Source organism: Methanobrevibacter sp., assembly GCF_030539875.1.
Classification (GTDB): Archaea; Methanobacteriota; Methanobacteria; order Methanobacteriales; family Methanobacteriaceae; genus Methanocatella.
The window spans coordinates 55,132-78,010 of sequence record NZ_JAUNXI010000008.1; the positions used below are offsets into that span (position 1 = coordinate 55,132).

22 protein-coding genes and 1 tRNA gene are annotated in these 22,879 nt (G+C 33.9%); 15 read left to right on the forward strand and 8 right to left on the reverse strand.

All coding sequences use genetic code 11. From position 1 onward, the window contains the following. The first annotated feature begins 55 nt into the window (after positions 1–55). Genes Q4Q16_RS04575 through Q4Q16_RS04585 form a run of 3 tightly spaced genes read left to right on the forward strand, consistent with a single transcriptional unit; the run spans position 56 to position 3,260 of the window. The gene (locus Q4Q16_RS04575; RefSeq protein WP_303346539.1) at positions 56–1,336 is read left to right on the forward strand and encodes a Mur ligase family protein; all 1,281 of its coding nucleotides are present in this window, start codon (positions 56–58) and stop codon (positions 1,334–1,336) included. Positions 1,337–1,394: 58 nt separating this feature from the next. Further along, positions 1,395–2,585 (forward strand): hypothetical protein, encoded by a 1,191-nt coding sequence (locus Q4Q16_RS04580; RefSeq protein WP_303346540.1) that lies wholly within the window; start codon positions 1,395–1,397, stop codon positions 2,583–2,585. Between the two features lie 21 nt (positions 2,586–2,606). Next, on the forward strand, positions 2,607–3,260 hold the full coding sequence (locus tag Q4Q16_RS04585) for an NTP transferase domain-containing protein (RefSeq protein ID WP_368660211.1): 654 nt from the start codon (positions 2,607–2,609) through the stop codon (positions 3,258–3,260). On the opposite strand, the gene Q4Q16_RS04590 is transcribed toward Q4Q16_RS04585, so the two are convergent. The 3 genes from Q4Q16_RS04590 to Q4Q16_RS04600 are packed head-to-tail and all read right to left on the reverse strand — an operon-like array spanning position 3,252 to position 7,642. After that, positions 3,252–3,926 (reverse strand): DUF169 domain-containing protein, encoded by a 675-nt coding sequence (locus Q4Q16_RS04590; RefSeq protein WP_303346542.1) that lies wholly within the window; start codon positions 3,924–3,926, stop codon positions 3,252–3,254. The two genes, Q4Q16_RS04585 and Q4Q16_RS04590, sit on opposite strands and share 9 nt — an antisense overlap. 26 nt (positions 3,927–3,952) lie before the next feature. Continuing rightward, positions 3,953–5,185, reverse strand: coding sequence for a PD-(D/E)XK nuclease family protein (locus Q4Q16_RS04595; RefSeq protein ID WP_303346543.1), 1,233 nt, complete (start codon positions 5,183–5,185; stop codon positions 3,953–3,955). A gap of 12 nt (positions 5,186–5,197) precedes the next feature. Continuing rightward, complete coding sequence (locus tag Q4Q16_RS04600) at positions 5,198–7,642, reverse strand: DEAD/DEAH box helicase (protein ID WP_303346544.1); 2,445 nt, start codon at positions 7,640–7,642, stop codon at positions 5,198–5,200. A gap of 305 nt (positions 7,643–7,947) precedes the next feature. On the opposite strand from Q4Q16_RS04600, the gene Q4Q16_RS04605 reads away from it, so the two are divergent. The 9 genes from Q4Q16_RS04605 to Q4Q16_RS04645 all read left to right on the forward strand — a co-directional run bounded on the left by Q4Q16_RS04605 (position 7,948) and on the right by Q4Q16_RS04645 (position 16,035). Then, positions 7,948–10,809, forward strand: coding sequence for a DEAD/DEAH box helicase (locus tag Q4Q16_RS04605; RefSeq protein WP_303346545.1), 2,862 nt, complete (start codon positions 7,948–7,950; stop codon positions 10,807–10,809). Between the two features lie 157 nt (positions 10,810–10,966). Beyond that, the gene (gene hypA / locus Q4Q16_RS04610) at positions 10,967–11,344 is read left to right on the forward strand and encodes a hydrogenase maturation nickel metallochaperone HypA (RefSeq protein WP_303346546.1); all 378 of its coding nucleotides are present in this window, start codon (positions 10,967–10,969) and stop codon (positions 11,342–11,344) included. A gap of 18 nt (positions 11,345–11,362) precedes the next feature. Then, the gene (gene hypB, locus Q4Q16_RS04615) at positions 11,363–12,013 is read left to right on the forward strand and encodes a hydrogenase nickel incorporation protein HypB (protein ID WP_303346547.1); all 651 of its coding nucleotides are present in this window, start codon (positions 11,363–11,365) and stop codon (positions 12,011–12,013) included. A gap of 18 nt (positions 12,014–12,031) precedes the next feature. Continuing rightward, positions 12,032–13,063 (forward strand): DUF354 domain-containing protein, encoded by a 1,032-nt coding sequence (locus Q4Q16_RS04620; RefSeq protein WP_303346548.1) that lies wholly within the window; start codon positions 12,032–12,034, stop codon positions 13,061–13,063. A 50-nt stretch (positions 13,064–13,113) separates the two neighbouring features. Then, positions 13,114–13,186: transfer RNA gene (locus Q4Q16_RS04625), tRNA-Ala, on the forward strand. Between the two features lie 38 nt (positions 13,187–13,224). Next, complete coding sequence (locus Q4Q16_RS04630; RefSeq protein ID WP_303346549.1) at positions 13,225–14,307, forward strand: hypothetical protein; 1,083 nt, start codon at positions 13,225–13,227, stop codon at positions 14,305–14,307. Between the two features lie 12 nt (positions 14,308–14,319). Beyond that, positions 14,320–14,778 carry a DUF1890 domain-containing protein gene (locus Q4Q16_RS04635; RefSeq protein ID WP_303346550.1) on the forward strand — a complete coding sequence of 153 codons (459 nt, stop codon included), beginning with the start codon at positions 14,320–14,322 and terminating at the stop codon, positions 14,776–14,778. A 1-nt stretch (position 14,779) separates the two neighbouring features. After that, a complete protein-coding gene (locus Q4Q16_RS04640; protein WP_303346551.1) occupies positions 14,780–15,094 on the forward strand; it encodes a DUF1894 domain-containing protein in 315 nt (104 codons plus the stop codon). Continuing rightward, a complete protein-coding gene (locus tag Q4Q16_RS04645; protein WP_303346552.1) occupies positions 15,091–16,035 on the forward strand; it encodes a methionine synthase in 945 nt (314 codons plus the stop codon). The genes Q4Q16_RS04640 and Q4Q16_RS04645 overlap by 4 nt, the downstream gene beginning before the upstream one ends. Before the next feature lie 129 nt (positions 16,036–16,164). On the opposite strand, the gene cobM is transcribed toward Q4Q16_RS04645, so the two are convergent. Continuing rightward, positions 16,165–16,917 carry a precorrin-4 C(11)-methyltransferase gene (gene cobM / locus Q4Q16_RS04650; RefSeq protein ID WP_303346553.1) on the reverse strand — a complete coding sequence of 251 codons (753 nt, stop codon included), beginning with the start codon at positions 16,915–16,917 and terminating at the stop codon, positions 16,165–16,167. Positions 16,918–17,015: 98 nt separating this feature from the next. Here cobM and Q4Q16_RS04655 point away from each other — a divergent pair, with 98 nt between their 5' ends. Both Q4Q16_RS04655 and Q4Q16_RS04660 read left to right on the forward strand, forming a co-directional pair. Beyond that, entirely contained in the window at positions 17,016–17,408 is a 393-nt protein-coding gene (locus Q4Q16_RS04655) for a hypothetical protein (RefSeq protein ID WP_303346554.1), read from the forward strand. Then, positions 17,405–17,902: a hypothetical protein gene (locus Q4Q16_RS04660; RefSeq protein WP_303346555.1), complete on the forward strand. Its 498-nt coding sequence runs from the start codon at positions 17,405–17,407 to the stop codon at positions 17,900–17,902. The genes Q4Q16_RS04655 and Q4Q16_RS04660 overlap by 4 nt, the downstream gene beginning before the upstream one ends. On the opposite strand, the gene Q4Q16_RS04665 is transcribed toward Q4Q16_RS04660, so the two are convergent. The 4 genes from Q4Q16_RS04665 to Q4Q16_RS04680 form a co-directional block, all read right to left on the reverse strand. After that, positions 17,889–18,668, reverse strand: coding sequence for a TatD family hydrolase (locus Q4Q16_RS04665; RefSeq protein WP_303346556.1), 780 nt, complete (start codon positions 18,666–18,668; stop codon positions 17,889–17,891). The genes Q4Q16_RS04660 and Q4Q16_RS04665 overlap by 14 nt on opposite strands. Before the next feature lies 1 nt (position 18,669). Further along, positions 18,670–19,434 (reverse strand): polyprenyl diphosphate synthase, encoded by a 765-nt coding sequence (gene uppS, locus Q4Q16_RS04670; RefSeq protein ID WP_303346557.1) that lies wholly within the window; start codon positions 19,432–19,434, stop codon positions 18,670–18,672. A 22-nt stretch (positions 19,435–19,456) separates the two neighbouring features. Continuing rightward, positions 19,457–20,173: a methanogenesis marker protein Mmp4/MtxX gene (gene mtxX / locus Q4Q16_RS04675; RefSeq protein WP_303346558.1), complete on the reverse strand. Its 717-nt coding sequence runs from the start codon at positions 20,171–20,173 to the stop codon at positions 19,457–19,459. Positions 20,174–20,283: 110 nt separating this feature from the next. Then, positions 20,284–21,660 carry a 2,3-diphosphoglycerate synthetase gene (locus Q4Q16_RS04680; protein WP_303346559.1) on the reverse strand — a complete coding sequence of 459 codons (1,377 nt, stop codon included), beginning with the start codon at positions 21,658–21,660 and terminating at the stop codon, positions 20,284–20,286. A 391-nt stretch (positions 21,661–22,051) separates the two neighbouring features. Here Q4Q16_RS04680 and Q4Q16_RS04685 point away from each other — a divergent pair. Further along, positions 22,052–22,879, forward strand: an 828-nt coding sequence (locus tag Q4Q16_RS04685) for an Ig-like domain repeat protein (protein ID WP_303346560.1), incomplete at its 3' end; no start/stop codon positions are given.

Below are 22,879 nucleotides of genomic sequence, written 5' to 3' on the forward strand. Positions count from 1 at the left end.
TATTAATTTTAAAAATGTAAGTTAATTATATTGATTTGTTAAGGAATTATTTTTTATGAAAGCCGCAGTAATTGGATTAGGTGTAGAAGGAAAAAAAGCTGTAAACTCTCTTTTAAATCATGGATGGGAAGTTTATGCCACTGATTTGAATATCGATGTTGATTTGTCCGGTTTGGATTTGCCGTTATTATCAATGAATATGATTGAAGAAAAGCAAACAGTTTCAATTGTCGGCGAGGACATAACTGTTGATTTGGGTTTTACAAATCCTTATGCCATCGAACAGTGTGATGCAATAGCTATCAGTCCCAGCATGTACGGTGGGGAATTTGCAACAAGACTTCTTGAAAAATCAGATTTGTTAAGTGATGTTTTAGATAATCATAAGAATCTCTTCACTGTTGGAATTACCGGAACTAACGGTAAGACAACTACTGTGCATATGCTAAAGGAAATTTTAGAAAATGCCGGCAAAAAAGTTTTAGTCGGAGGCAATGGTGGAGGAGGATTTTCTGGCTATTATGATTTAATCCTTGAAGCTAATGAGGGGGAATATGACGTGCTGCTTGTTGAGGTATGCGATATGACTCTTGATTTTTGTAAGCACTGTTTTGATTTTGACATGATTGGCCTTACCAATATAGGTAATGATCATATGGATGTCCACAAAACCATAGCCAATTATAAGGATTCCCTGGTTAGATTTTTCTCAGATAAAACAATTTTCACTGCTTTTAATCAGGATTTCAATGCGGATTTCAAACAGTCAGCAGATAAAACAATACATTACTTTGAATATCAGGATGAATTAAAATTGTTCGGAAAATTTAACTTGCTTAATGCAGGTCTTGCAACAGCCATTTCAAGGGAATTGAAGGTATCTAAGGATGTTATAAAATCCACACTTGCCAATTTCAATGCTGTTGAAGGCAGACTGGATGTTTATAAGATTAATGATGCTTCAGTTTATGTTGGAAAAACAGATAATTCAGATGCCCTTGCTTCAATTTTATCAGAAAAAGATTTTTATGCATTATTCCTTGGCACACCCCGCCATAATGAAGTGCACAGGCTGGATATTCTGGATGTTGCAGTCAGGTACAATCCGGAAGTCATTGTTTTGTTCCCCGGATTAGATGACACATTGGATATTGCAATTTATAGGCTAAATTCACTGGGTTATAGTGGAAACGTCATTACAGTAAACACTCTTGATGAGATTATTGAATTGGTGGCCGAGTATTCTCATGAAAAAGCAATTTTAATCGGCGGCAATGGTCAGGATGTAATCATAGATATTCAGGAGAGAATCAAATTAATATCTGAAAACTTATAATAATCTTTTTATATTATGTTTCCTAAATATACAAATTATTAGTATTTTAGGTGTAGTTATGAGTCGTAGTTGGAGAAAAATATCTATAACAATTACTTTATCGTTAATTGTTTTATGTGCATTATTTATTGTATTTGATTATACAAGTGGTGCTTCTTATTCAGCTCAGTCCATTTCAGAGGATTATGACCTTCCAATCGGCCAATCAATGTTTGAAAATCAATCTATTTTGGGTCAAAGAGATTCGATTAAAATGCCGTTAATATCTAACATGGAATGTCTTCCTCATCAAATCATGGCATTTGATATTCAGGGAATATTGCTGTCATTATCAACAGGTATTGTGCCGTTTGATTTTTCATCAATATCCAGTGAAGGTATAGATTCCTACGGAAATGTTGTTGATGTTGTGGGTCCTGGATTTTTGACTTTTGCGGGGGATAAGTTAGCTGTAAAATCACCAAACAATTATGTGTGGGGGTACTCTACTCCGTATAAATGGTTAGTTAAAACTGAAAATGGTGTTGATGTTGTTGAAAACGGAACAGTTATTGAATCTGTTCCTACTGAGAAAATTAAGGATTTGGATTTTCACAATGATTATTATAATAACAATACTATCGTAAGCTGGTATAATTATGATGCTCATATTAATTCTACATTTACCTTGGAAAAAGGAATGAAAGGATTTTCCGATGGAAGGAATAATATCAGCGCTTCTGATGTTCCTCTGATTTTTGGTGATGATGTAGTGGATTATGCTTCCGAATATCCGACCGGTTCTCCGATTCTTTTATACGCCGGAAATTATACTGAAGAGGAAGGTCAGGTTTATGGTACTTCTTTAGGTTCTCATCCTCAATATGGGGACGGTATTAGGGAAGTAAATGCAAGACAGTTTGTTGAAGCATGGAATGGAACTATTATTCCTCCTAATTCAACTTCCAGTGGTAAGGATTATGTCTACTTCGAATCTGCTTCTGATGCATCTGCTCCTGGCGGAAGCGCATCTCATGGAGTATGTCCTCCTGCAAGAACATTAAGAGCAGCTACTGCTGCTGAAGGTTTTCCTTTGCCTGTAGGTATGACCTGGGATAGGGATGCAGTTCTGTTCGGTTATAATCCTGCACAGGGTATTACAGTATCCAATACTCATGATTATCCTGTAGCAATAAAAATGTGGACTGAAGGCTCAGGTACCGGAATGGGTATCTATTGCCAGTTGATTAGATATATTCCATCTGAATAGATGGAATTTTTACTTATTTTCATGTCAATTTCAACTATTATTACTGCGGCCGGAAAAAATTCCAGAATGAGAAAAGATCAAATTTCTCGAAATATTGAGTTAAAAAACAAACTTATTCTGCCGTTTGAAAACAAGACTGTTATAGAGACAACTATTGATAATGCATTATCTGCAAATGTAGATGAATGTATTGTAGTACTTGGTCATTATGCCGATGAAATTAAAGAAGCTATTTTTGATAATTATAAGGATTCAGTTAAGTTTGTTATTAATAATCCTGTTGATGTAGGTTTATCAGTATCACTTTATAATGGTTTGTCAAATATCATGTCTGATTTTGCATTATGCATTACAGCAGATCAACCGACAGTATCAACACAAACTTTTAATAAGATGATTGAAGTAAGTCAAAACTCTAAAAATCCTTATAAAACAATATCTATTTTAAGAAGACGAAAAACAGGACTGTTAGACACTGCAGAAGGATTGGGAATGCCTTTTGTTGCTCCCCGTGAAAACCTGATGGAATATCTAAAGAATGAAAATGATAATTTAAATCCGATTTTGAGAAAAATTTTTGCTGATGGTTACACTTTCTATGGAATAAAAGAAAAAAATAAAAAAGAATTATTAAATATTAATCATTATGAAGATTATCTGGCTCTTTTAGATTGATTCCAAACCGGAAATAACTTCTTCGATTTTGGCTTTACTGATGCCAACAGTCATTTCACTGTCTTTAATATCAGCAAACTTTCTTGAACCGTCACAACCTAAAGTGAAATTGACACTGTCTGTAAGGTATGGGCTTGAAAATGCATCTCCGCATAATGATTGGATACCTGCAAAGGAAGGATTGATTTTTTCACCGGTTTTATAAACAATACTTTGGGCAAGTTTCATTCCCCCAACAGGTTCGGTTATGATTTGAATAACGTCAGCTTCAAAATCAGCTTCATCTAAAGGAGAGTAGATGATTCCCCAACTGATGTCTTTAATAACTGCAAGTTTGGAAGTCAACTTTTTAGCTTTTTCCAAGTCTTGAAATCTGCCTAATGAGAAATATTTTTCACCATTGGCTAATTTTTCAGGCATATCTCTAAGTCCAATTGCACCTGCTCCCCCTAAACATGACTGCTGGTCGATTGTGGAGTAGAATTGATTTCCTAAAGATGCTTTTCTAACCATTTCGCAGTGTCTGATTTTTTCATCAATTAACTCAATGCCTTCAGGCAGGTCACCTTCAGTTTTAATTAGCTTCATTGCAACAGGTTTTGTATCAAGATCGATTTTGCTTTCAATCACTTCACAATATTTTTTGTTTTTTTCTAAATTTGTCATTATAATCGCCTAATATTAAGTTTGTTTTATGGAATTTTAAAGTCTTTTGTTTTAACACTGTTATTTTTACAGAATGTTCTAAAATCACAGGCACTGCAAGTTCTTTCATCAGAATCTGCTTTCCATGCTTCCTGAATTTTACAACCCTTCATCTCTTTTAGCAATGATTCCTCGATATTGGCCACAACACTATCAAATTTTAAAAGTGCATTTTTCTGTTCATTTTCATTAATATTTATGATTCTGATTGACCTGTCATTTTTAAAACCGTCACTTAATTCAGGAGCCTTATCCTCCTCCTGCCAGCTGTTAATTAAGTTTACATCCCGTTCATAGTCATATCCGACATCGGTTGTATTGTTATTTAACTCGTCTTTAATCAATACCAAATCTTCTTTTGAAGGAACTAATTCATTTAGATAAAAAATGATTCCGGCAATTATTGGTTTTGAATTTTCCTGTTTTGACCTAAGCCATGAATAAGTCAAAATCTGCTGTTTATGAGTTTCCCATTTATCTTCGGCTTTTTCATCATTCATTTTAACGGGAGGTCTTTTCATTCCTTTATAATCAATAATGATTTCATATTCCTCCCCATTATCATATTTGCCAATTGTTTTTTGAAAATCAGGGTCTTTTGTTAGATGATCAATAATTTTGTTGCTGTCGTCTAATTTATGCTGTTTTAGTGTTTCATTGATTTTAATGGATGTCAGCACGTCAACTACTCCATTAATACCGTAATAATTTGATCTGCTTATTTTCTGATTATAATTCGGCATTTTGCGAATTCCTTTAATTAACATTTCAGAAGAATCGATTAATGGAAACAGATGTTTTCCCCAAATATTTATTGTCTTTTCAGCTCTGGCGCTGGCTAGTTTTTTATGGTCATGGTCGTTTAAATCAGCTATTGTCAAATCGTTATCCGGCTGATTGACAATGCTAAAAAATAGATCTTCATCGTGAGGATAAAGGCCTCTGACTTGCAATCTCAAATCAATTAAATCTTCAATAGGTCTAATATCTCTTTTCCAGTTCCAGGGAAACTGTGTGTTGTTCTGCCTCCATTGTATAAATGCTTCTTCAAGTACACCATGGATAAACTCACCGAACCATCTCTGCACAGGCTTTGAAGGAGGCAATGTTCCTTTATTCTGATATCTATACTGAAGATTGCAAGTTAAAAAAGATAGTAAATCTCCAGTTAAACTGTATTCTGGAATCATGTATGATTGGGATCTTGATGGCAATTTCATAATTTCACTTCCCTAAATTAAATAAATCTCATTAAATCCGATGTATTTTTCGTCTCTGCTCCATCCCAATGCAATGTTTGGAACTTTCATAAGATTTTTCTTTGATGTGTATCCTTCAATAGCTGAATTTAGGCCAATCAGCAACAATACCTTTTCAGCTCTTGAAAATGCAACAAAATAAAGTCTTGTTAAATCATCAAATGACTTGTCTTTTTCACATCTGTCGCTTTGTCCAAGAGTGCTGTATTGCCTTATGGTCTCTTCAACTGTTTTTTCATCTTTAACCGATTTCGGAAATCTCAAGTACTGTGTTCTTATATCATTATTTTTAAATTTTGACCCTACATCAACAACAACCAGAGGGAATTCCAGTCCCTTTGATTGATGTATTGATAAAATGTTAATTCTGTTATCAGGCAGTGTTTCTAGCAGAGATTCATCTATTTTCACCCCTCCTGTTGATAGTGGGATAAATATATTCCAAATAGCTTCCAATATTGAATCCCTCTCTTGCTGTTTTGTTTTAAATGAAATATTTGAATGATAATCATTGAAAAATCCAGTTTGTGTAATCGATTTTGTAATTGCTTCCAGGTATACGATTCCTTCAACATCTTCTTGCAATTCTTCAATCCAAGTTGTTATCTTGTAGGCAAGTTCCATCAAACTTGCGATTTTGGGCCATTTGGAGTGGCCTCTCGGTCTTCTAAGCTGCCAGTATGTAACAAACTGTGATAATGTAACCGGTTCGTGGGGTTCGGGATTTAATTTAATAAAATCCCTTGCTTTAATCCTCCAGCGTTTCATATTTCTATCGGCCAGTTTGGGTATTGTTTTGTCTGAATTTTGAACACTGCCTTCAGGGTCAATACATTCAAGAATTAAACCGCAAAAAATACCTACCATATCAATTTCCTGAAGTTCAATTCCCCTTGGATTAAATACTTCGATGGGATGTCTTAATCTTTTAAGGTTCTTTCTTAAATAGTGTAAAAATGAGCGGTTTCCATTTTGCACTTCTTTCGGCGAATATGATAATATAGCAATATCTGATGCTGAACCATATTCTCTGTCTAATTTAAGGGTTATTTTTTCGATTTCCTTTCCTTTTTTGAGATTTTCACTTTTAATTTGCTGCAGTTTGGCAATATCAATATTATTGTCAATCTTTTTATAATATTCTTCATTTAAAACCTGCAAAACTTTTAATTCACATTCTCCTTTGTTTACAAGTTTATTGATTAAATTGGCCAAATCTCTGGCAAGCATTTCAGGATTGTTTCTAAACATTCCAAGAACCGGCATCCTGTCATTTTCAAAATCAGGTGCAATGATTTTTGGTTTGTTTTCCACTCTTGCATTTTGATATTCCTTATCTAATTCGGCAAACTGGTTGCAGTGGTCGATGATATTTTTTGTTGAACGGTAATTGGTTTTTAGGTTTATTTCTTCAACATCAATGCGTAATTTTTGATTAATGCGCTTTTGATAATTTGTAAATAAATCAACGGTTGCTCCTCTGAATCTGTAAAGTGACTGGTCGTCATCACCAACAACAGTTATGTTGCCGCCGTTTTCTAATGCGGATTTGGCAATTGTAAAGTAAATATCTTCCTGTATCAGGTTTGTGTCTTGATATTCATCGATTAAGACTATTTTTATTTCATCTAAAAAGTTTTTCAGATCATTACTTTTTAATTTTCTGAGAAATTCCGCTTCAAGCATTGCAAAATCAATTGTATTTCTATTTTTAAGTTTATTTTCATATTCTTTAATGCAATCAAGTGCAAGATGAACTCCGTTTTTTCCCTGTGTTTTGTCATACAGCTCATCGAAATCAACCTGATCATAATAAATCCTGTTTTTTATTTCAATGAGAATTTCACTTAATTTTGATGGTTCTTCAATTTTTTCCTTGCAGGTTAAGTTTCTAAGGTATTCTAATAGGTCCTTGTTTAAATATTTCTCATCTTCAATGATGATTTTAATCATTGCTGTTTTAGCAACAAAGTCTTCAATTACAATTGATTGATTTTCTCCGGGCTTTTTATTGTCTCTAAGTAATTCTTCAGCAATACTGTCTGTTGTACCAACTTTAATCTGATTAAAATCAATCCTTTCGATTTTTAAGATATTGTCAAAATCGTCTTCACCGATATTGCCGATTAGATGATTTTTTATCTCATCTCCCCAGCCCAATATTCTGGAATACAATTCTTCAGCAGCTTTTTTTGTAAATGTTGTGGCCAATATTTCACTTGGGTCAATATCATCTACAAATATGTATTTTAATATTTTAAGCACCATCACGGTTGTTTTTCCAGAACCTGGTCCTGCAACAATGAAAAGGGATTTATTACATGGAGCCAATATTGCATTTTTCTGATCTTTATTTGAAGAAATATCTCTTTTTAGTATAGTCACCACAATATCCTCAAATTCTTCATATGAAATCATTTTCTCCCTCAAAATTTAATATGATTAAAGTTATGTTGGCAATCTATTTAAAATAATGCAAAGAGCATTTGATAAATATTCAGAACTCCTAATCTAAACTGGAAAATGGCATTAAAAAGGATTTTCTGCAAAGACAAAATTTCGGATAATTTTTTATCAGTTTTAATATAAGCAAGCGGGATGCTTTTCCATAATATTCATAAACTGGTTATGATTTTAATTCTGACTTTCTTTTTTTATACACGAATTATTTAAATATTATTTTACTTAAAGTATAATTATTAATTTTAATTTTAGCTGATATTATGTCTGAAGTCAACAATATTGATATGTTTAAAAATGATGTGAGGTATAGGGAAAATATAGCTCATATTGAGACAATACCGGCTAAAAAAGCCAGCTATAAAAAAGTTGATAATTTAAATGAAAGAATAATCGGATATCTTGATTCAAAAGATGTAAAATTGTACAACCATCAGGCAGAGACATATGCTGCCATTAAAGAAGGGGAAAACGTAATTATTACAACTCCGACTGCATCCGGAAAAACATTGGCTTTTAATTTACCTATTATGGAGACAATGATTGAAGATAAAGACGCTACTGCTCTTTATATCTACCCTGCAAAAGCGCTGTCTAATGACCAGTTGCGCGTACTTGAAAATCTTGAAAAGGAGCTTGATATAACAATCAATCCGAGAACTTATGATGGTGACACTCCAAGAACTGAAAAAAAGGGTGTTCGTGAAAAATCAAGAATTGTTTTAACAAACCCATATCAATTGCATTTAATCCTGTCCTGGCACCACCAGTGGTCAAGGTTTTATAAAAATTTAAGATATATTGTAATTGACGAATCCCATTATTATAAGGGAGTATTCGGCTCCAATGTTGCATTTCTAATTAAAAGATTAAAAAGAATAGCTAATTTTTACGGGTCTTATCCTCAATTTATTTTATCATCAGCAACACTTGCAAATCCTCTGGAACTGGCAAACAGATTAACTGGCGAAGAATTCATGCTGGTTGATGATGATACATCTCCAAGCGGCGAGAAAGATTTTATTTTATATAATCCTTTTAAAAATTATGTTAGAAATAAAGCATATACTCAAAATGCACCTTCTGTTCATATGGAAACGGAGAATATCTTCATGTACATGATGCTGAAAAATATCCAGACACTGTGTTTTACAGTTTCAAGAAAAACTACAGAACTAATTGCAATGTGGGCTAAAAAGGACATGACGCAGGTAAAAGGTAAGCTGGCTCATAGGATTGCAGCATATAGGGCAGGTTATCAACCTCAGGAGAGGCGTGAAATTGAAGAAGGACTTAAAAGCGGAAAATATTTGGGAGTGACCTGCACTAACGCACTGGAACTTGGAATCAATATAGGTTCACTTGATGCGGTTATTATTTCAGGTTATCCCGGAACCATGATTTCAACCTGGCAGCAATCTGGAAGGGCAGGCAGAAGCAATCAAAAGTCAGTTGCAATATTAATAGCTTTTGAAAATCAGCTGGACCAGTATTTTATGAATAATCCTAACTTTTTCTTTGATAAACCTCATGAAAACGCCATCATTGATTTAACAAACCCCATACTTCAAGAAGCTCATTTATTGTGCGCTGCAAAAGAACTGCCTGTTAAACGTGGGGATGCTGAAAAGTACTTTGACATTTCACAAAACGTCATTGACAAACTAGTTTCCAAAAATGATTTGTATGAAAATCACAGAGGTGACTTTATTTACCCATATGATGACAATCCTGCCATGGACCATTCTCTTGACCAGATTTCATCAGAAGAGTTTAAAGTGATGAATAATGGAAGGCTTTTAGAAACAATGGAAAGATCTCAGGTTTACAGGGAAGCTCACGATGGAGCTATTTTGATTAATAAGGGAGATACTTATGTTGTAAATAACGTTAATCTTAAAAGCGGATTTGTTAATGTTTCTAAGCAAACTGTAGATTATCATACAATGGTTTTAAATAAGACTGAAATTAATATTAAAAAGAAATTGTCTAAAACAAATTATGGTGATTTGACAATCAACTTTGGAGAGTTAACAGTAAGTGAAGATTACTTCAAATATAAAAAAATGCACTTTTCAAAATCGATTGGAACATTCGAACTTGATCTGCCGCCTTTAATATTCAACACTAAAGGATTGTGGTTTACAATTCCAAAAAGCGTTAAAGATGCTCTGGAGAATAAGTTTGCAAATGATGAGGAAGTGTTTGCAGGTGGGCTTCACGGCACGGAACATGCTTTAATTGGTCTTTTTCCCCTACATACAATGTGTGACAGATTTGATATTGGTGGCCTTTCAACAAATTATCATGAGGATACCCAAGAGGCTACAATCTTTATTTATGACGGATATGAAGGAGGAATCGGAATTACCGAAAAGGCAGTTGACGTTTTTGTTGACTTGCTAAACTCAACTATTGACTTATTGGATAACTGCAAATGCAAGAAGGGATGTCCTGCCTGTATTTATTCTCCTAAATGCGGAAACGATAATAAACCACTTCACAAAGATGCAACAAAATATATTCTTGAGTATATGAAAGAGCTGATTTCCGATGATGCTGATGGTAAGAAGGAAGAAATAATTGAGGTTAACGGCAATCGGGAAGAATCTGATGAATATGTTGAAGCTTATAAATTATATGAAAAAGGGGATTACTCCTCTTCAAAGGATATTCTAAACAATATTCTCTCAGATGATAAAAAACACGTTGGGGCATTGTCCTTAATGGCTCAAATATTATACAATCAAAATCAAAAGGATATTGCGATGTTTTTCACTAAAAAAGCGCTGGCTATTGACAAATCAAATGAAATGGCTAATGAGCTTAATTTGTTATTAAACAAACCTGAGGAAAATGATTCCCAATCATCATATTTAGATGATGTTGATGCTCTCTTTGAAGAAGCTTATGATTTATATGAACAGGGGGATTTGGACTCTTCAAGTGATATTTTAGAAAAATTGCTTGATTTTGATAGTAAAAACTCTGAAGCGTGTGCTCTGATGGGCTTGATATATTATCACTCAGGAGTATTTCCAAAAGCAGTTGAATATTACAGGAAAGCCATTAAAATAAACAAATCCAGCCAGTTAGTTGAAGAATTGAAAATACGGATTTCCTAAAAGAAATCTCCCAATGGATAATAAGTCATTTTTTAAGTATTATTGAATATTTAAATTTTTTAAACTTAAGTATTACTTCATTAATATCTAAATATTAAATACTTTTATTAATTAACAAATCTATAATTACAGTATTAATGTTTTTAGGAGTGGTAAATTGCATGAATTATCTATGGCTCAGGGAATTATTAATGCAGTATTAGATACAGCTAATGAAAATAATGCTACTGAAGTTAATGAAGTTACTGTTGAAGTTGGCAGGTTGGCTATGATTAATCCTGAACAACTACAATTCATTTTAGGTGTTTTAATTGAAAATACCATAATTGAAGATGCAGAAATCAATTTTGAAGAGATTCCTGCCGAAATTAAATGTTTAGATTGTGAGTTTGACGGTGAGGCTGTACTTGATGATAGTGACCATTATGCACCACTTGTTAAATGCCCTAATTGCGATAGTCTTAGTGTAGATATTATAAATGGAAAGGATATCGTTGTTAAAAATATTGTTATTGAAAAGCCTGATGATGTTTAAATTAAAGGAGGCGGAATTATGCACCAAGTTGCGGATGTAGAAGTTGCAAAAAATATTATGGATGCTAATAAAAAATTGGCTGATAAAAATTTAAAAAATTTAGATGAAAAGGAAATATTCTGTGTTGATTTTGTAGGAGCAATCGGATCTGGTAAAACAACCCTTGTAGAAGAAATTATTGATAATACAGATTATAAAATTGGAGTCCTTGCAGGAGATGTAATATCAAAATTCGATGCAGGACGTATAGAAAAGCATAACGTTCCAGTTGTAGGATTAAACACAGGCAAGGAATGCCATTTGGATGCGCATTTAGTAGGTCACGGTCTTGCAGACTTGCCTCTTGATGATTTGGACATGGTTATTATTGAAAATGTAGGTAATTTAATCTGCCCTGTTGATTTTGAATTGGGGTCCCACTTAAGAATTGTTGTTGTAAGTGTTACTGAAGGTGACGATACTGTAGAAAAACATCCGATTATTTTCCAGACATCTGATGTTGTTGTAATCAATAAAATCGATTTGGCAGATGCAGTTGGTGCTGATGCCGATAAAATGGTTGATGATGCTAGAAAATTAAATCCTAATGTTAAAATTATTAAATCCAGCCTTAAAGAAGGTAAAGGATTAGATGAAATTATTGAAGTTATTAAAGAAGCTATGAATTAAATTTAATTTGGTGGTTTTATGAAAGTATGGATAGATATTTCAAATGCGCCTCATGTCAGGTTTTTTAAAGATGTAATTAAACATTTGGAAGCAGAAGGTGAGGATGTAATCGTTACAGCAAGGCAGTTTGGTGATATCCATAAATTAATGGAAATGTATGATATTGATTTCATATCAGTTGGCAAACATGGCGTAAGTTTATATGACAAGCTTAGGGAAAGCACATCAAGAGTTTATAATCTTGTAGATGTTATACACGATGAAAAGATTGATGTTGCACTTAGCAAGCACTCTATTGAACTTCCAAGAATCAGTTTTGGTTTGGGAATTCCAAGCTTATACGTTTTGGACAATGAACATGCATTGGCTGCTAATAAATTGACCCTTCCTTTATGTGATAGGATTATTACTCCAAAAATAATTGATATGTGGAAATTAATGAAATTTGGAGCAGATCCAAACAGCATCATTTCTTATGACGGAACCTCTGAATTAATGCACTTTAAAGACTTCAAATATAATGATAATATTTTTGAGGATTTGGGTCTTAATCTGACTCATCCTAAAACTATTTTGATGAGGCCTGAGCCTTCACTTGCATCTTATTTGGATGCAGATTGCAGAAAATCTGTTCTGACTCCTATTGTTGATGAATTAAAAAATGTGGCCAATATATTAATTCTTCCAAGATTTAAGGAACAGGCTGAAATTTTTGAAGGAATTGAAGGGGTTTCTATTTTAAAACCTCCTGTTGATACTTCAAATATTATTAAAAAATGTGATTTGGTAATCGGTGCCGGAGGCACAATGAACAGGGAAGCTGCAATTTTACAAACTCCTGTTATTTCTTGTTATCCTGGAGATACCCTGTCTGTTGATGAGTATTACATTAAAAAAGGTTTAATGTACAGGTCTCAAAATCCGGATGAGGTTATTCACAAAGCATTGGAATTTATTGTCAATCCTCATAAAAAGGTTGATGTTAAAACTGATGATTTATTCCAAATTATTATAGATAACTTATATGATTTGGCTAAAAATGGCAAATAGTTATTTATAATGAAAATATTAAATATTACTATATACTAATATATGATTATGGGCTGGTAGCTCAGATGGTAGATCGTCGCCTTGGCATGGCGGAGGCCCCGGGTTCAAATCCCGGTCAGTCCATTTATTTTTTTAAAATAAACTAGAATTGTGATTAAATTATGTTGTTAATTGCTCAAAACCATTTACAATTAATTATAGAAGTAGGATTGATGCTATTTATAACATGGGTTTTTTGTCTTAACTTAATTCCTTTGTCACTTAGTGTAGTAACCTTTTTATCATTGTTCTTAATGGGAGGTTTGACACTTCTTTTCGGAGCAGATATTGCACTTCTCGTAATATCTTCTAGTCAGGCAGAATTTACTCACCCGTTCGGTCCGTTGGCATTGCTTGGAGCTGTAACTGCACTTGCTTCGCTGAAGGTGATGTCGGAATCGGGTGTTGATATCAGACCACTTAAGAGATTTGTAATTTTATTCATTGCAGGTATTACTGTATTTGGTGGATTGATGCACAGGTCTTTCTTGCTTTTATGGATTTTAGGATTGTTTTTCGGTTACCTAATCATATCCAAGTCATTTAGAGAAAAATCCGTATTTACTTTAAGAAGAATCATGATTTTTTTAGGCGCTGCAGGAGTAGGTTTTGTTCTTCTGGAAGTTATTGCTCGGGTATCCGGCATGACTATCTTCTCTCCGCTTTTAAGATTGGGAAGGATTGAACAGTATTCATTATCAAGTATTAAAACAGTATTGAACAATATCCAATTGATTGGTCATAATGCAAATGCTTCCTATTGGGGAGCAGAAGGAACAGCATTTGCCGAAGGTTACATTTTGCTTCCGATGCAATTAATTTTATTCTTTGGTTTGCCGTTTCCGATGTTTTTCGGTGTACTTGTAAACCAAAAAGATACAATCGATTATTTGCTTCCGGGAATCTTCGGTTGGGGATTCGACTTTGGAATATTGGGACTTGTTGGTTTGGTAGTATTTGTGCTTGGAACAATCATTATCGGATTTAAAGTATTGAATCTCTACAGAGAGAAAAGAGAGAAAAACAATAAAAAATACCTGGGAAAAGAAGTATTGTTAACTGGTGCATTAGCAGCATTCTGCGCTCAATCATTAATTGGACTGTTTGTATTTAACAGATCAATTAACGGTATGGCGCTGTTGACGTTCCTGTTTTTAGGCGCATTAATTTTAGCTAATGTTGTTACATTAAAATCAAGATCGTAGTGAGGTAATTATATGAAAGCTTTAGTATTGCTCGGATGTCCTGAGACTCCATCACAAACTCCGATGGCAGTTTATGTCTTTAATAAATTAACTAAAATGGGTTATGATACTACAATTGCTGCCAATCCTGCAGCATCCAAACTGGTTAAAATATCTGATCCTGAAGATTTATACAGTCTTAAATTGGCTGATTTGGAAAGAACTTTAGGCGAAATTAATGAAGGGGATTATGATTTATTAGTAGGTTTTGTGCATAAAGACGCAGCAGCTTCATTTTTCGTCACATTCGACCAAATCTTAAACACAAAATCCCTTGCATTAGTATTTTCAAGAGATGCTGATGAGGTTGAGGAATTTGTTAACATGATTAAAGAAAGCGGAAGCAATGCAGTAATCAGCGCTATTAGGGCTTTCCACAATCCTTCACCAATAAAAGTTAAATTTGATAAAGCTATAAAGGAGTTTGAATAAAATGTCATTCTGTTTGGACACCTATCTTCAGCAATCTGATAATTATGAAATTCATGCTTCAAAAGCAGGCTTTAAAGATTGTGCAATGATTATCAGGTTCAAAGCTGATGATCTGGTATATATAAAACCTGGAGATGAAGTTCTAGGCGTAAGGGTTATCGGCATTCCCCCAATTCCGATTGGTTTCAGCCATGAAAAAGGAACAGTTTTTATCCCATACACAAAGCCATGTCATGGAACTTCAGTAGTTGAACTTCCAATCGATGAAGAGGAAGTTGAAAAAATCAAAAAACTCGACACTGGTAATAAAAAATGAGATCGACTGTTGTAGGTAGTTTTCCGGCTGAGGAAAGCTATCCCGCTAATTTTAAAGATAAGCTATTAAATTATTTTGGACTATATGATTCATTTAAGAAGGCTATTGAGAATAGCGTAATCGCTCAGCTCGATGCCGGTGTGGATATTGTCTCTGACGGTCAGGTTAGAGGGGACATGGTTTCTATTTTTACAAAGTATATTCCGGGAATGAAAATCGAAGATGGAAATACTGTCATTGTTTCTAAAATTAAAAATCCGGTTCAGGAAATTTCCATTAAAGATCTGCAATATGCAAAAAAGGTAATGGAAAAATATTATAACGGAAACATTCCTGAAGGTAAAGGAATCAAGGGAATTATAACAGGCCCCAACACTATCGTTCACTCTTCAAGAATTCAATCTTTTTACAAAAACAGGGAAGATGCAATTATTGATCTGGCTCATTCCCTGAAATTTGAAGTTGACGCAATAGTTAAAAAGGTTAATCCTGTTTACATTCAGGTCGATGAACCGTTCCTGTCTACAGGGATGGTTGACATGAAGGCAGCCCGTGAAGCTATTGATATTATCCATGAGGGTCTTGAAATACCTTTGGGAATGCATGTGTGCGGCATTTTATCTGATGCATTTAAGGATTTGGCAAAATTCAACATTGATATTTTAGATATGGAATTTGCAGGAAATAATGTAAATCTTGGAATTTTAGAAAAAAACGCTAATCTGCTGGGCAATAAAAAGGTAGGATTTGGATGTCTTGATTCTTCGGTAAATGAGGTGGATGAAATCAAAGACATTGACGGGTTAGTATGCAAGGCTATTGAAATTGTTGGAAAGGACAATCTCCTTTTAGATCCTGATTGCGGTCTTAGAAGGGCACCGAGAGATGTTGCTTTTGAAAAATTAAGACTTATGAATCAAATCAAAGACAAATATAGTTAAATCATCTTTTTTTTGAAAATTCGATTATATTTATTAATGTATGGTTGTTTGATAAAGGATTTGATAGAAAAATTAGTTTTGAGGCAAGTTATAATCAGATTATTTTTAAGGAATATTTCCTTAAAATAATCATCGGTATTCGTGTTTAAAGTTTTTATCATATAGCTTTGATGGATTAAAATCATCTCTATCCAATACATCTCCCACTATAATCATTGCAGTTTTTGTTATTTTGGCATCTTTAACTTTTTGTGCAATATCCTGAAGGGTTCCTCTAATTATTTGCTGGTCTGGCCATGTCGCCTTTTTAACTACAGCAACAGGTGTTGTTTTTTCATATCCGACAAGCAGTTCATCAACCACTTTATCAATCATGCCGATTCCTAAAAAGATACACATTGTGGCGTGATGCTTTGAAAAACTGGCTATACTTTCACCATCAGGTTTGGGAGTTCTGCCTTCCGGACGGGTAATAATAACACTTTGTGAAATTTCAGGCAGTGTCAATTCTGTTTCTAAAACGCTTGCTGTTCCAAATAAGGAACTTACGCCAGGAATGATTTCATATTCAATATCATGTTTTTTAAGTTCACGAATCTGTTCTGCAATTGCGCCGTAAATGGAAGGGTCTCCTGTGTGGACACGAGCAACTAATTTTCCGCTGTTGACGGCTTCTCTCATAATTGCATCAGTTTCATCCAAATTTAAATATGCGCTATTGTGAATTTCACAGTCTTCTTTTGCAGGTGATAAAACCTCTTTATTAACAAGTGAACCTGCATAAATAATAACATCCGCTTTTTTGATTACATTTAGTCCTTTGACGGTAATTAAGTCAGGATCTCCCGGACCTGCGCCAATGAATATAACTTTTCCTTTCATGATATGATTGTTTAGTTGGAATATTATATATTTATTTTGCATCAAGATTGAGGTTCATGTTAAGTAATCTTTATTAATACTTAAAATAATTAAAAAATATGGACGAAAAAGGTTTTATTTCAGTTGAATACATATTTTCGGTATTTATCATATTTTTTATGGCTTGCAGTCTATTGTTTTACTCATCATCACTTTTTAGTTTAAGTTTCAATATTGATGATGGGATTTCACACAGAATCATTTTAGATGATGTTGGAGGAGTAATTTGTCAGGTTAACTCAAACGGTGTAGGATATTCCAAATCCATTAAACTGCCGTCTGATAAAGGTTATTTTCTAATAACTGCTGATAAAGATAAACTGACAATTGAATATGATGGTAAAAAGGCGGAAACGATGCTTCCGCTTGTAAAAATGAGTTCTAAATATAAATTAGTTAGCGGGAGGGTATATCTAATTTCAAAAACAGATGAGGGGATAGTGATAACATGACTGACAATAGGGGCATGATGTCAGCTGAGCTATTGTTCTTATTTGGAAGTTTGATAGTTGTATTGATGATTTTAAGTGTTTTTATTGCCGGTGAAAACGAATTAAACATTGCAATGAGTGCTGCACGCTGTGGTGCAATGGATGGAATTGCATCTTCTTCAAGCGGCATATATCCTCTTGACACCTATAGGGAATATTCGAATTCTAAAAAAACTCTATTGAATCCCTATTCTGTTGAAATTATAAATGTTTCGTATATTGAATTGGGAATGGACAATAATTATGGCAAAAAAAGAATACAGTTTAAAGTTTATGCAAAAACCTCCGATAGATTTAAAAAAGATGAGCTTGAATCAATAGGAAGCAGGATTAATTATTATTTAAGAAAGTCCCTTGCAGTCAGTTTCAACACAACCGATGCAACTAATGACTTGTACAATCCTGTTTTCTCAAAACGTTACGTCTACACAACAGCAAATGTTAAATGGATGTAGCGCATTTAATACTGAAAATTCTATATGCATTTTCTGTTGTAATTTCATCGACGGTGTCTACATCGATATTTTTAATTTCCGCTATTTTATAAACTGCATTTACAACATTTGCAGGTTCATTTCTATTTTCTTTTTTCATTGCCAAATAAGGGCTGTCGGTTTCAGTTAAAATATAGTTTAAATCGATTTTTTCAATCAAATCCTGATGCTGTTTAGAATAGCACAGCATTGTTGAAAAACTCATATACGCATTGTCCATATCCATTATCCTTTTTGCTGTTTTAAAACTGCCTCCGTAGCAATGAAAAACGAAATAGGGGATGTTGTCATATTCTCCAATGATATTTACGGCTTTTTTTTCACAATCTCTAACATGCATCACGATTGGCATTTCACATTCGTCTGCAAGCTTCAAAAAGCCGGTAAAGATTTCTTGCTGTCTTTTACGCAGTGCTTTATCAGTAACATAAAAATAGTCCATTCCAACTTCACCGATAGCTACAATTTCCTTTTGATGATTTAAGATATTTTCATGTGCAGTTTTCAAGTCTTCTTCTGTTGATTTTTGAGAACTTACCGGATGAAATCCAAATGTGGGATAAATAAAGTTTTCATAATCTTTTGAAAGCTCTAGCACTTTCATATTGCTGCTGTTGCTGTAACCTGAAACGATTACACAATCCAGCTTTTCTTTTGCTCTTTTGATAACCTCAGTTCTGTCATTATCAAAATCTTCAAAATCAATATGGCAATGTGTATCAATCATATTAAGCCCCAAATCTCCTGTCTCTTGCCTGATATGATCTGATGGCTCTTATAAAATCAACTTTTCTAAGTTCGGGCCATAATGTTTCACAGAAGTATAATTCAGAATATGAGGACTGCCAAAGTAAAAATCCGCTTAAACGCTCTTCCCCGCTGGTTCTGATGATTAAATTAGGGTCTTCTAACCCTCCGGTATAGAGGTTTTTGCTTACAAGTTTCTCATCCACATCATCAATTGAGATTTTTCCATCCTGAACATCCTTGATAATCTTTTTAAATGAATCGATAATTTCTAAACGCCCGTCATATCCGATAGCCAAGTTGAGGAATCTCTTGTTGTAGTGTGCAGTTGCATCTTCAGCTTCTTTAATCGCTTCATTTACTTCGTCAGGAAGCAGTTCTGTTCTGCCTACCACTTTAACTTTCACTTCGTTTTTGTGTATTTTTTCATTATCGACCAGTCTTTTGAAGTTTATGATAAACAGGTTCATCAAACCTTCCACTTCATGTTTCGGACGGTTAAAGTTTTCAGTTGAGAAAGCATAAGCAGTAATAATCTCTATTCCAAGTTCAATACTCCAATCCAGGACTTTTTCTAAGGTGTCTACACCAAGTTCATGTCCTTTAACTACATCGATACTTCCCTGTATTTTGGAGTATCTTCTGTTTCCGTCCATGATTATAGCAACATGTTTTGGCATTTTTTCTGGAACTAAATCTTTTGTGATGTACCATTCATAAATTTTGTAAAGTATGTTTTCTGCCATGTTATCCCCTTTTCCATGTCTTTTAAATGTCATCTAAGCTATTGGCTAAGGTTAAGCTGCGGACGTATCCTTCGATACTTTGGTCTCTGCTTGTGTCAATGTAAATTTTATCCATGCCAAAAGTTATAGCACCGTAACTTGGCCATGAATTAAGTAAAACTAGGGTTCTAAAAATAATGTTTCCGACTCTTCCGTTTGGTGCAACGATAATATTGCAGTTGTCATTAATCGCTTTTTCAACTAAAATAAAGTAATTTTTAACTTCTTCACAGGTGACTTCTTCAATAAGCTTTGTTAATCTTTTACTTTCAGTAATGGATTGGGATACTTCTTCGCCTCTTCCAAAATCATCTTCTCTTCCTTCTGCAAGAACCGCTATTTTCGGCGTTTTTCCAACTTTTTTAAGGAAGTTTATGCAATTCTTAACAATGTTTAATTTATCTTCGACAGTTTCGCCCTCATCAATTCCGACAGGGGTTAACAGGAATTCATGTTCTGCTCCGTTAACGTATGTTGCTCTTGAAAGATAAGGATACTTTTCCTTTAGTTCTTTCATAATATTAGAGGCCGGAAGCGATCCACGAACTACACTATCAATTTGTTTATCTAAAACTGCTCGAACTAAATCTTCATCTCGATATATTAGTTTTAAATTTGTTTTCGGGTGTTTTTCTTTAAAAATATGACAGGCTTGTATAATATTTTCGTTTTCTCCAACACCAATAGCTATTGTCTTCATTAGTATAATGTTTATCATATCTTATATAAATTAATTTTCTTAAATCTTTATGTTGATGGTTATTTTCAAACTTTTGATTAAAATAAAAAGAAGAGAGATTATAAAAATCTCTATGAATTATTAAAATTTTCTATGGCGCTATCAGTTAGATTGAGTATTTCCTGTGCCAGGTCAGGATAGGAATCGTCTATTGGTATTGGGATATTGTCACAGTAAACAACTTCCAAACCTGCTTCGATAGCATCTTTTGTTGCAACATCAACGGCAGCAGCTTTAAGTTCACTGAGCATCACATCGCATTTGTCCATATATCTTTCCATATCTTCCCGCAGAAGAGGTCTGTTAGACAGGTGTGAGGTTGTACCAACGATTTTGCATCCGTAATTTTCTTCAAGATATTTGACAAGCTCTTCTTTTATCTCTTCAGGGGCGGTGGTTGCAAATAAAACATTTTTGCCAGATATGTCATCTAAAGGTTTTGGTCTAAAAACAGTTGAAATGATCGGTGCGTCAGGATTTAAATCCCTGGCGAATTCTTCAATTTTGGCTATTTTATCATCTGAAGCCATAGGTTCTTCACACATTGTTAAAATGATTAAATCTCCAAGTCCGATTCTGTAAGGACCAAAATAGGAAGTTAAATTTTCAAGAGGCTGGTTTGCACCAATAAGCACGATTTTTTTATCGGTTTTAATAGGAGGTATTGCAGCGCCGCTGCCTTCGAAAATGGCAAATTCTGCATCAACTTCATTGGCCAGTCTGGCTCCTTTTTTCATATTTGTTAAAAAGACTTCACCTGCCATTCCTCCACCACAGCGTCTACATCCAATGGTTAGGATTCTGCTCATTAAAGCATCTTCCCAGTGGTCACTGGCTGCGTGAACTCCTTTTTCAGACTGTTCTAAGAGAAATTCTGCTGAAATTTCTAACTCTTCACCATGAACTATTTCCGGTTCGCTAGGTCCTCCTCTGCCCATGGCTATTACACAGGGATTATAATTGTTCTTGTCAATTAATCTGGATACAAAACCTGAAACAGCAGTTTTTCCTATACGTTTGCCTGTTCCAAGTATTGTAATGGATGGTTTTTCCATTATGTCATACTGACTTACAGGTTCAAATTTAAAATCAGGTCCTTCGTAACTTATTCCTTCATTAAGTACATGACAGGCTATTTTAAACCGTTTGGGATAATCCAGAATTGGTTCATCGCTTAAATCCATAACGGTATCAATATCGTATTTTCTAATCATTTCAATAATGATTTCATAGGGTATGTTTTTGTCTTTTGCAAACTGAACTGGAACTCCAAGTTTTTCGGAGTATGATTCTTCTGAATCGTCTCTGAGTTTTTCAGTTCCTCCAATAAAAACAGCGCCTGCAATATCAATGTGGTCCAGGTTATTTAATGTCTCAATTGCTTCTTGTGTTACCGGAAGGTAGTGTTCACCGTCAACTAAACAAAGCATCTTATTAATAGATTTCATAAGGATAGATATTAATTTAATAATATTTAAATTTCTAAACTTTTTTTCAAATTTTTGCATGTTTTTTTATTTTAAAATATGACTTAAATTTTATTCAATGATTAGTTTAAAAGATTTTAAAATAATAAGTTTGTACTCAATTTTGTTTTTAATCATTCAATTTTTTTTAAGAATGTTGAAAAAACAATAAGTATATATATATATACATATTTCCATAGTCATGTTGTGAGTTTAATCTTGAGATTGTATTTTAATTGAGGGATTATTTTAAATCATGATATGATTATTGTAATGTTATTTAAATAATATGGAGGTGTTAAGGGTTATTCAAGAAATAACAAGACGTAAACTTTTGTTATTTATACTTTTCATAATGGTTTTAATTGGAACCATGTCAGTAGTTAATGCTAGTGATTCTTTTACAGATGATGCAGCATTGAATTCTCAGGATGATAGTGTAGAACTTGAAATTCCTGTTTCAAATGATGGTTTAGATAGTCAAAATGATGTCATCGATGATAACGGAGATTTGAGTGATAAAAACTCAGACCTATTGGTTAGCAATGGTTTAAAAGACAATTCAGTCTCTTCTAATCCTTTAAATACAGTTGTCAGCGCTTCTGATGTTTCTGGTAAACCGGGTACTGTTCAACGTATTGATATTGCTGTTGTTGATGAAAATGGCAATCCTGTTCGTGATGGTAGTGTAACTGTTGTTTTACCTGATGGTAAATCCCAGAATGTTTACATATTTAATGGTCAGGCTAATGTTTATTGGACAATTCCTGAGAACTTTAAAGCTGGCAATTACGCTGTAAATATTGCTTACACAGGTAATAATAATTACCATGGATCCAGTACAAAATCCTATGTTAAGGTTCTTGCTTTAGATACTGTTGTTAGTGCTGTTGATGTTTCTGGTAAGCCTGGTAGTGCTGTTGTTGTTGAGATTGCTGTTGTTGATGAGAATGGTAATCCTGTTCGTGATGGTAGTGTAACTGTTATGTTGCCTGATGATACTATTGAGACTGCGGTTGTGAGCAATGGTAAGGCTAGTGTTACTTGGAATGTTCCTGCTGACTTTAAGGCTGGTGGTTATGATGTTAATCTTAAGTATTTAGGTAATGATGATTATAATCCTAGTGAGGGCAAGTTTAATGTTATGGTTCTTGCTTTAGATACTGTTGTTAGTGCTGTTGATGTTTCTGGTAAGCCTGGT